Source organism: Caldimonas sp. (assembly GCF_046289365.1).
Lineage (GTDB): Bacteria > Pseudomonadota > Gammaproteobacteria > Burkholderiales > Burkholderiaceae_C > Caldimonas.
On sequence record NZ_JBKBVU010000138.1, the window covers coordinates 1 to 7,995 of the forward strand.

Sequence of the window (7,995 nt, forward strand, 5' to 3'; positions counted from 1 at the left end):
CGCCCAGGGCCTGCAGGTGCACTGCCCGGGCACCTTGCGCATCCAGGCCGCGCAGATCCGCATGCTCGGGGCGAAGCGGGTGCAGCCCTTGATGCCGCAGATGCCTCAGGGCGAGCTGTCGTTGCCGCAGGAGTTTCCGTTCTCGGTGTGAGCCGCTACGCACGCACACCTTGCACAACATGCTGATCAGTCCCTCCTTTGTGCCCGAGCAGGGCGCCATGAGTGAAGACGCCTGGCTGGACGCCGCCCTGTCCGGCTGCGACCATGGGCTGTTTCCTGTGAGCCACCACCTGGGCTGGCACGGTGGGCGGCATCTGCAAGCCCCCCACGATGGGGCCACCAGCATCTTGCCCGTGTGCGCCATTGCCGATGGCACGGTGCTGTACGTACGACAGCGCAGCGCGACGCCAGCGCTGACTTACGCCGGCGGCTACCACAGCGACGGCGTGGTCGTGTTGCGCCACGACACCGAGATCGGCGCGGACACGCAAAACCGCCCCGTGCGCCTGCGGTATTACTCGGTGTCCATGCACCTGCACCGCATCGAGCCCACCGTGCGGGTGGGCCAGCGCCTCCACCGCCAAGACCCGCTGGGCCAGGCGGGCCACATCCTGGGCCAGCCCAATGTGTTTCAACTGACCATCTGCCTGGACGACGAGAACCTGCAGCGCCTGCTTGGGCGTCCGCCCGGTGCGCTGGACGCGCAGCGCCACGGGCGCACCGACGTGATCTATGGCGACGCCTATGTGCGCCTGCCCGAGGGTACGCCGGTGTATGCCCAAGACCCGGGCACCACCTCGCGGCCGCCGGCCGGCGCGGTGGTGCTCATGCGCAGCGCCGAGCCCTGGATCGTGGGCCTGCACCACGAGCGCGGGGCCATCGAGCTGAGCACCTACGACGCCGCAGGCCAGGTGCTGGGCCGCGTGCGCGAAGACGCCCCGGCGGAGTATGCGCTGTACGAGCGGGCCTGGGCAATGAGCCGCGCCTGGAGCGCCGCCTTGGGCCAGCCGGTGGCCCCGGCGGCGTGCTACGAGCTGCTGCGCTGGGCGCGCGTGCTAGGGCCGCAGCCGCTGCCTGCGGCCATGGCGCACTGGCGGCGCATTGCCACGCCGCGCGGCAGCGGCTGGGTCAACCTGAACGCTGCCGATGCGACCCGGTTCAGCGATGCCGACTTCCCGCCCTGGCGCGGCTGGCAGTGCATCGACGACAGCCGAGACGGCGACAGCCGGTGCGACAGCGCGCACATTTGGCAATTGCTCGATGCCAACGGCGATGGGCGCCTTGGTTTGGAAGAAGCCCAGGCCCGGCTTGCTCGAGCCGAGGTGCGCGCGCGGCTGGCGCGCACGATCTGCAAGTTCCCCAGCGAATGGGATGCCTCCACCCTGGAGCAGCGCTGGGGCTGGCTGCGCCAGCCCAGCGCGCATCACCCCAGCGGCATGGACGAACAGGCTTGGCAGCGCTTTTGCGCGCATGCGCGCGCGCTGTGCTTCGACTGCCCGGAGCTGTTCCAAGCGCGCTGGCATGTCGATGCGCGCGCCTTCATCGGCCAGATGCGCCGCTGCGGCTGGCGATCGCGCGAGGAACTCGTCCAACTGGTGCCCAGCCATGCCATACGAACGACCACGCGCAACGGGCATCGGGCGGTGATGTGGGAGCAGGTGCCGGAAAGCAGTGTGGACGTGCAGCGCAACCCAGTGCTTCAAAATCACCTTGTCCCTCTCAACAAGATGCTACGCGCCTACGGCATCGACACACCGATGCGGCAAGCCTGCTTTTTTGGCAATGCCATCCAGGAAACGGGGTGGTTGCGCAACCTGGCCGAGGCGGGCGGACAAGGCTTGTGGTACGCCCCCTGGTACGGGCGGGGCTTTTTGCAACTGACCGGCCCGGGCAACTACTGCGAGTACTGGCGCTGGCGCGGGCGCGAGGTGCCCCAAGCGCTGCAGCGCGCCCTGGAGCAAGCCTACGAGACCACCTACCGGCTGCCTGCGTCGCAGCGCAACAATGAGCGGCTGCGCGATGTGCATTTCCCGCAGTTGACGCAGCAGATGGTGCAATGGCGCGATCACTTGGAAGGGCGACCTGACCCAAGGCTTTTTGAAGAACAATGGGCTCCCTCCGACAGCGCCGGTTTTTACTGGCTGAAGTCCGGCATGGCCCGCCATGCCGACCAGGCGCATGAGGTGCAGCGCTGCGAGGTCTCGACGAATCAGGGTTTCAAGGTGTACTACCGCAGCGCGGCCTTCTGGCGCGCCAGCGCGGCGGTGAACCTGCCGGCGGCCGTGGAGCGGCTGTACAGCCCGGCGCTCAACGGCTTCGACAGCCGCTGCTGTGCGTACGGGGTGGCGCTGGCGGTGCTTACCGAGATGAGGCTGCCCGATGCGCAAGGAGCGCTCACGCTGCGCTATCCCGAGGGTTACACGAGAAGGAGATGGGGGTGAGCAAGCGATGGATGCTGGCGGTGTGTGCCGCGCTGGCCGTGGGCGCGGTGCAGGCCGATGTGAATCGACCCGCGGCCCCGTCAATCAAGGCCGTGCAGATCGATATGGGGCCAGGGTGTCGCATTCGACTGGTTGTTCCTGCTGCAGCCCGGGTATCCGGCAGTCCAGAAAGGGGAGGATCTGGAAGTGTCACTGTCGAAAATCCCCTGGGTCTTGTGACTAAGCGATACGTTGCACCGTTTTGGTTGCCATTCATTTGCCACGACGCAGACAGCAAAGTCGTTACCGATGGTTGGGGTAAACGTTTGTCCAATGGGGAGTGGGTGGCCAGCGTTCCTGAAGCAGACGAAGTCTTGTTCAAGGGGGCGACACGGGCTCATCAGGTGCACGCTGTCAATGCATCGGGATGGGCTGTTGCTGTCGATGATGTCATTGGTGAGGAGCGTTATCGATCGCGCAAGTTGTATTACTGCGTGATCCATACGGTCAAGGCAGTATGCGGCCACTCTGAGATGGGTTTATTGGCTGAGATCCGCCGCAACCCGCGGCATGACCTGACGACCTATGCGCTGAAGATCCTGCGAAGCATCGAGTTCATTGAAGACGCCGTACCCGCTGCGCCGTCGGCGTCGCAGCCAGTGATGCGGTGAGTCGGCGCGGGGTGCATGCCCTGTGGTGTGGCAGGTTTGCTCGTTTGGCTCAGCCATTCACCAGATGGGCCGAGGGCTCAACGGGGTGTGCCTGGCGGGCCCGAGTTCGTTGCGGTCATGCGGTGGCTCCGGTGGGCGCAAGCTTTGAGCGCCGATCACTGTTACAGATGCACCACGGCATGGATGTGGGGGCCGATACAAGGTTTCTCGTATAGCGGTTTGCCGCGATGCGGGTTCATCGCCGCGACGACACCACGATGCCCGCAGCGATGAGCATGAAGGCGGCGGCATGGAACCAGCGTGGCGGATCGCCCAGCAGGGCGGCGGACATCACCGCCGCGAACACGGGGGTGAGGTTGCCGAAGAAGGCGGCGATCGTGGGGCCCACGGCGGCCACGCCCAGGCCCCAGCAGCGGTACGCAATGAGCGACGGGCCGATGGCGACGTAGGCCAGCAGCACCAGCACCCAGCCGTTCCAGCTGAGGTGGGCGGCCCCGGCCGTCCATTCGCCCAGCGCGGCACCCCCCGCCCAGAGCAGGCCGATGGCCATCTGCGCCATCAGGAACTCGGCCCAGGGCCAGTCGCGCTCGCCGGGCCCGGGGCGTGCCAGCATCCAGCTGTAAAAGGCCCAGGCGATGACGGCCATCAGCATGTAGAGGTCGCCGGGGACCAGCTGCACCTGGCGCAGGGTGTCCCAGTCGCCACGCGAAAGCACCAGCAGCACCCCGGCCAGGGAGAGCAGCGCACCCAGCACTTGGGCGTGCCGCGCCCGCTCGCCGTAGCACAGTGCTCCCACGGCCAGCATCCACACCGGCATGCTGGCGGCGATCAGCGTGACGTTGATCGGGCTGGAGGTGGTCAGCGCCAGGTACTGCAGTGCGTTGTAGCTGCCCATGCCCAGCAGACCCAGCACGGCAAAGCGCCGCCAGCGCGGCCACAGCGGGCTGCCCGCCTGCAGGATGCGCCAGCCCAGGGGCAGCAGGATCAGGGCGGCGATCGCCCAGCGCAGGGCATTGAGCAGCAGGGGTGACACCGTGCCGACGGCCAGGCGGCCGGCCACGGCATTGCCGGCCCACAGCAGGGGCGGCAGGATGAGCCACAGCAGGGTCAGAGGGGCGATGCGGGCCATGGGGATGGGACGCCCCGAGGCGCCCCCGGGATAGCGGACAGGTCAGGGACGCGGCATGTTAGCGCCACACTGCCAGCACTGCTCGAACGGTCCATCGATCCTCTCCCCGCACGCGGGGCAGGTCCAGTGCAGCTCGTGCGGGTGCTGCAAGGCGTCGAGCAGCTCGCGGGCGTGGGCCCATTGCTCGGGGTGCTCGATCCAGACCTCCGGCAGGCTCTGGTCGGGCGGGATTTCGCCGGCGATGCCACCGGCGAAGTAGCGCTGCACGCTCGCCTCGACGCCGGCTCGCGCGAGCCAGTCCGCCCACAGTGTGGCGATGGTGACGTTGGGCGCCTGTGCGAGCCGTTTCATGACCGGGATCATGCCCCCAATCGTGCAAATCCGTCCAGGCGGGCTTATCGTCAGGGCTGATCACCCTGCATCGAGGAGAACCATATGCCCAAGGCCATCCAGATCCGGCAGTTCGGCGGCCCCGAACAGCTCCAGCTCGTCGACGTGGACGTCGGCGAGCCCGGCCCCGGCGAGGTGCGCATCCGTCACCACGCCTGCGGCCTGAATTTCATCGACATCTACCAGCGCACCGGGCTGTACCAGGGGCCCTTGCCGCTCACGCTGGGCATGGAGGCCGCCGGCGTGGTCGAGGCCGTGGGCGAGGGCGTCACCCACCTGGAGCCCGGCCAGCGGGTGGCCTACGCCAGCCAGCCGCCCGGAGCCTACTGCGAGGTGCGCGTGATGCCCGCGCGCTGCGTGGTGAAGCTGCCCGACGGCATCGATTTCGAGACCGGCGCGGCCATGATGCTCAAGGGCCTGACCGTGCAGTACCTGCTGCGCAAGACCCAGCCCCAGGGCGGGTTGCAGGAGGGTGATCCGGTGCTCTTCCATGCCGCGGCCGGCGGGGTCGGTCTGATCGCCTGCCAGTGGGCGCGTGCGATGGGGCTGCAGCTCATCGGCACGGCCGGCAGCGACGAGAAGTGTGCACTGGCCCGCGAGATGGGCGCAGCCCATGTCATCAACTACAACAAGGAAGACTTCGTCGAGCGCGTGAAGGAGATCACCGGCGGGCGCGGCGTGAAGGTGGTTTACGACTCCATCGGCAAGGACACCTGGGAGCGCTCGCTGGACTGCCTGCGTCCCTTGGGTCTGATGGTGAGCTACGGCAACGCCTCGGGCCCGGTGCCGCCGATCCATCTGGCCACGCTGGCGGCCAAGGGTTCGCTCTACGTGACCCGGCCCACGCTGTTCACCCACCTGGCCACGCGCGAATCCACCCAGGCCATGGCCGACGACCTCTTCGAGATGGTGGGCAGCGGCCAGGTGAAGATCCGCGTGGACCAGCGCTACCCGCTGGCCGAGGTGGCCCAGGCACACCGTGACCTGGAAGCGCGCAAGACCACCGGCTCGACCGTGCTGCTGCCCTGATCAGGCCCCCGGAGCGGCCGTGTTCTGCCCGGGGTGATGGCCCACCGCGCCGCGGTAGGCGTGCCAACTGGCATGGCCGAGCACCGGGCCGATCACCAGCAGCCCCAGGAAGGCCGGCAGCAGTGCCAGCACCACGAGCAGCGTGATCAGGAAGCCCCACCAGAGCATCACTCCGGTTTGGGTGAGGCATAACCGCAGGCTGGTGAGCGCGGCCGAGATGGCGTCGGTGTGCCGGTCCAGGATCATCGGCAGGCTCACCACACTCACGGCAAAGATCAGCGCCGCGAACACCCCGCCCACGGCCACGTAGGCGACGATGAAGTTCAGGTTCTCCGGGGCGAGCAGCTTCCACAGCGAGCCCTGGAAGTCGGGCATGTGATCGAAGCTCACCGCGAAGACCACCAGCGAGGCCCGGCCCCAGAGCATCTCGAGGATCAGCAGCACCCCGCCGAAGATCGCCATGGTGCCCAGCTTGGCCTCCCAGGCCAGCAGCGAGCTGCCCAGGTCGGGGCGCTGACCCCGCTCGAGCCGGCGGCTGGCCTCGTACAGGCCCAGACACAGGAAGGGCCCCATCAGCAGGAAGCCGGCGCTCAGCGCCAGCGTGTAGGCGGGGGCGTGCTGGTAGACGGTCAGCAGCAGCCAGCCCATCCCCGCAAAGCAGGCCCCGTAGAACAGACCCAGGCCCGGGCAGCGGGTGAAATCCTGCCAGCCGCGGGCCAGCCACCGCAGCGGGTCGCGCCAGCCCAGCGGATGCAGCGGCAGGTCGAAGACGGTGGGCGGCGGAGGCGAGACCTCGGGGGCATTCATGGCGGGACCGTCGGCACGGGAATGCCGACGATTGTCGCAAGCCGTGCACGCCGGTACGCCCGGGACTTCCCCGGAACGCCTCAGCCGGCGCGTTCGCGCCGCACGCGGCGGATCTCGTCGAGGATCAGCAAGATGGCGCCGAGCGTGATGGCGCTGTCGGCCAGGTTGAAGGCCGGGAAGTGGCGGCCGCCGGCATGGAAGTCGAGGAAGTCCACCACGTAGCCGTGCCAGGCGCGGTCGATCACGTTGCCGAGGGCCCCGCCCAGGATGAGGGTCAGGGCCCCGGCGAAGAGCGGCTCGTGACCATGGCGCCGCAGCAGCCAGATGATGAACACCGAGGCGGCCAGCCCCAATGCGATGAAGAACCAGCGCTGCCAGCCCGAGGCCCAGGCCAGGAAGGAGAACGCCGCCCCGGGGTTGTGCACGCGCACGATGTTGAAGAAGGACGTGACGGGCAGGCCTTCTCCGAGCTGGAAGTGCTGCAGGATCAGGGCCTTGGTGAGCTGGTCCAGCACGACGATGACCAGGGCGATGCCGAGCCAGCGGCTCAGGCGTGCAGCAGGTGCGGTCTGGGGGGGCATCAGGCCGCCTCGCGGGTCTCGCCCGCCCCGAAGAGGTTGCTCACGCAGCGCCCGCACAGGGTGGGGTGTTCGGCATCGATACCCACGTCGTCGCGGTAATGCCAGCAGCGCTCGCACTTGGGCGCGGTGCTCGGTGTCACCTGCACGGCAAGCCCCGGCCCTGCGATCACCGTGGCCGCCGAGGTGATGAGCACGAAGCGCAGGTCCTCGCCCAGGCTGGCCAGCAGCGCGTGGTCCTCCGGGCCAGCGGTGATGCGCACCGTGGCCTGCAGCGAGGCGCCCACCTGGCCGGCGGCCCGCACGGTCTCGATCTCCTTGTTGACCGCATCGCGGATCTCGCGGATGCGCGCCCATTTGGCCAGCAGCGCCTCGTCGCCGGCAGCCGGGAAGCCCCAGAAGGTTTCGGTGAAGATCGACACCGACGCGCCCGGCGCGAACACCTGCCAGGCCTCCTCGGCCGTGAAGCTCAGGAAGGGGGCCATCCAGCGCAGCATGCCGTGGGTGATGTGCCACAGCGCGGTCTGGGCCGAGCGGCGCGCGCGCGAGCCCGGTGCGGTGGTGTAGAGGCGGTCCTTCAGCACGTCGAGGTAGAAGGCGCCCAGATCCTCCGAGCAGTACACCTGCAGCTTGGCCACCACCGGATGGAACTCGTAGACCTCGTAGTGCGCCAGGATCTCGGCCTGCAACTGGGCCGCACGCGCCAGGGCGTAGCGGTCGATCTCCAGCATGTGCTCCAGCGGCACGGCATCCTTGGCCGGATCGAAGTCGCTGGTGTTGGCCAGCAGGAAGCGCAGGGTGTTGCGGATGCGGCGGTAGGCGTCCACCACACGGGCGAGGATCTTGTCGTCGATGCCCAAATCGCCCGAGTAGTCGGTGGAGGCCACCCACAGGCGGATGATCTCCGCGCCGAGCTTGTCGCTCACCTCCTGGGGCGCCACGACATTGCCCAGGGACTTGCTCATCTTGCG

At 68.3% G+C, this 7,995-nt stretch carries 8 protein-coding genes; 3 read left to right on the forward strand and 5 right to left on the reverse strand.

Annotated features, from left to right (window positions below; genetic code table 11):
- The first annotated feature begins 179 nt into the window (after positions 1-179).
- Entirely contained in the window at positions 180-2,441 is a 2,262-nt protein-coding gene (locus tag ACK42S_RS12865; RefSeq protein ID WP_409708063.1) for a hydroxyethylthiazole kinase, read from the forward strand.
- Positions 2,438-3,091, forward strand: coding sequence for a hypothetical protein (locus tag ACK42S_RS12870; RefSeq protein ID WP_409708066.1), 654 nt, complete (start codon positions 2,438-2,440; stop codon positions 3,089-3,091). Before ACK42S_RS12865 ends, ACK42S_RS12870 begins: the two co-directional genes overlap by 4 nt.
- Positions 3,092-3,326: 235 nt before the next feature.
- On the opposite strand, the gene ACK42S_RS12875 is transcribed toward ACK42S_RS12870, so the two are convergent.
- Positions 3,327-4,220 carry a DMT family transporter gene (locus ACK42S_RS12875; protein ID WP_409708069.1) on the reverse strand — a complete coding sequence of 298 codons (894 nt, stop codon included), beginning with the start codon at positions 4,218-4,220 and terminating at the stop codon, positions 3,327-3,329.
- Positions 4,221-4,262: 42 nt separating this feature from the next.
- Positions 4,263-4,571, reverse strand: coding sequence for a DUF2007 domain-containing protein (locus tag ACK42S_RS12880; RefSeq protein WP_409708072.1), 309 nt, complete (start codon positions 4,569-4,571; stop codon positions 4,263-4,265).
- An 84-nt stretch (positions 4,572-4,655) separates the two neighbouring features.
- On the opposite strand from ACK42S_RS12880, the gene ACK42S_RS12885 reads away from it, so the two are divergent.
- Positions 4,656-5,639, forward strand: a complete 984-nt coding sequence (locus tag ACK42S_RS12885) for a quinone oxidoreductase family protein (protein WP_409708075.1) — start codon at positions 4,656-4,658, stop codon at positions 5,637-5,639.
- Here the strand turns inward: ACK42S_RS12885 and ACK42S_RS12890 are convergent, their stop codons facing one another.
- From ACK42S_RS12890 to ACK42S_RS12900, 3 genes are all read right to left on the reverse strand, one after another.
- Complete coding sequence (locus ACK42S_RS12890) at positions 5,640-6,446, reverse strand: DUF2189 domain-containing protein (RefSeq protein WP_409708078.1); 807 nt, start codon at positions 6,444-6,446, stop codon at positions 5,640-5,642.
- An 80-nt stretch (positions 6,447-6,526) separates the two neighbouring features.
- Complete coding sequence (gene lspA / locus ACK42S_RS12895; RefSeq protein WP_409708081.1) at positions 6,527-7,027, reverse strand: signal peptidase II; 501 nt, start codon at positions 7,025-7,027, stop codon at positions 6,527-6,529.
- A partial coding sequence (locus tag ACK42S_RS12900; RefSeq protein ID WP_409708084.1) for a class I tRNA ligase family protein occupies positions 7,027-7,995 on the reverse strand: 969 nt, incomplete at its 5' end. The genes lspA and ACK42S_RS12900, both read right to left, overlap by 1 nt.

Excerpts from the sequence above, each read along its gene's own strand:
- ACK42S_RS12865 (WP_409708063.1), top strand. The coding sequence starts at position 180 with ATGCTGATCAGTCCCTCCTTTGTGCCCGAGCAGGGCGCCATGAGTGAA.
- ACK42S_RS12885 (WP_409708075.1), top strand. The coding sequence starts at position 4,656 with ATGCCCAAGGCCATCCAGATCCGGCAGTTCGGCGGCCCCGAACAGCTC.
- ACK42S_RS12880 (WP_409708072.1), bottom strand. The coding sequence starts at position 4,571 with ATGAAACGGCTCGCACAGGCGCCCAACGTCACCATCGCCACACTGTGG.
- lspA (WP_409708081.1), bottom strand. The coding sequence starts at position 7,027 with ATGCCCCCCCAGACCGCACCTGCTGCACGCCTGAGCCGCTGGCTCGGC.
- ACK42S_RS12875 (WP_409708069.1), bottom strand. The coding sequence starts at position 4,220 with ATGGCCCGCATCGCCCCTCTGACCCTGCTGTGGCTCATCCTGCCGCCC.
- ACK42S_RS12890 (WP_409708078.1), bottom strand. The coding sequence starts at position 6,446 with ATGAATGCCCCCGAGGTCTCGCCTCCGCCGCCCACCGTCTTCGACCTG.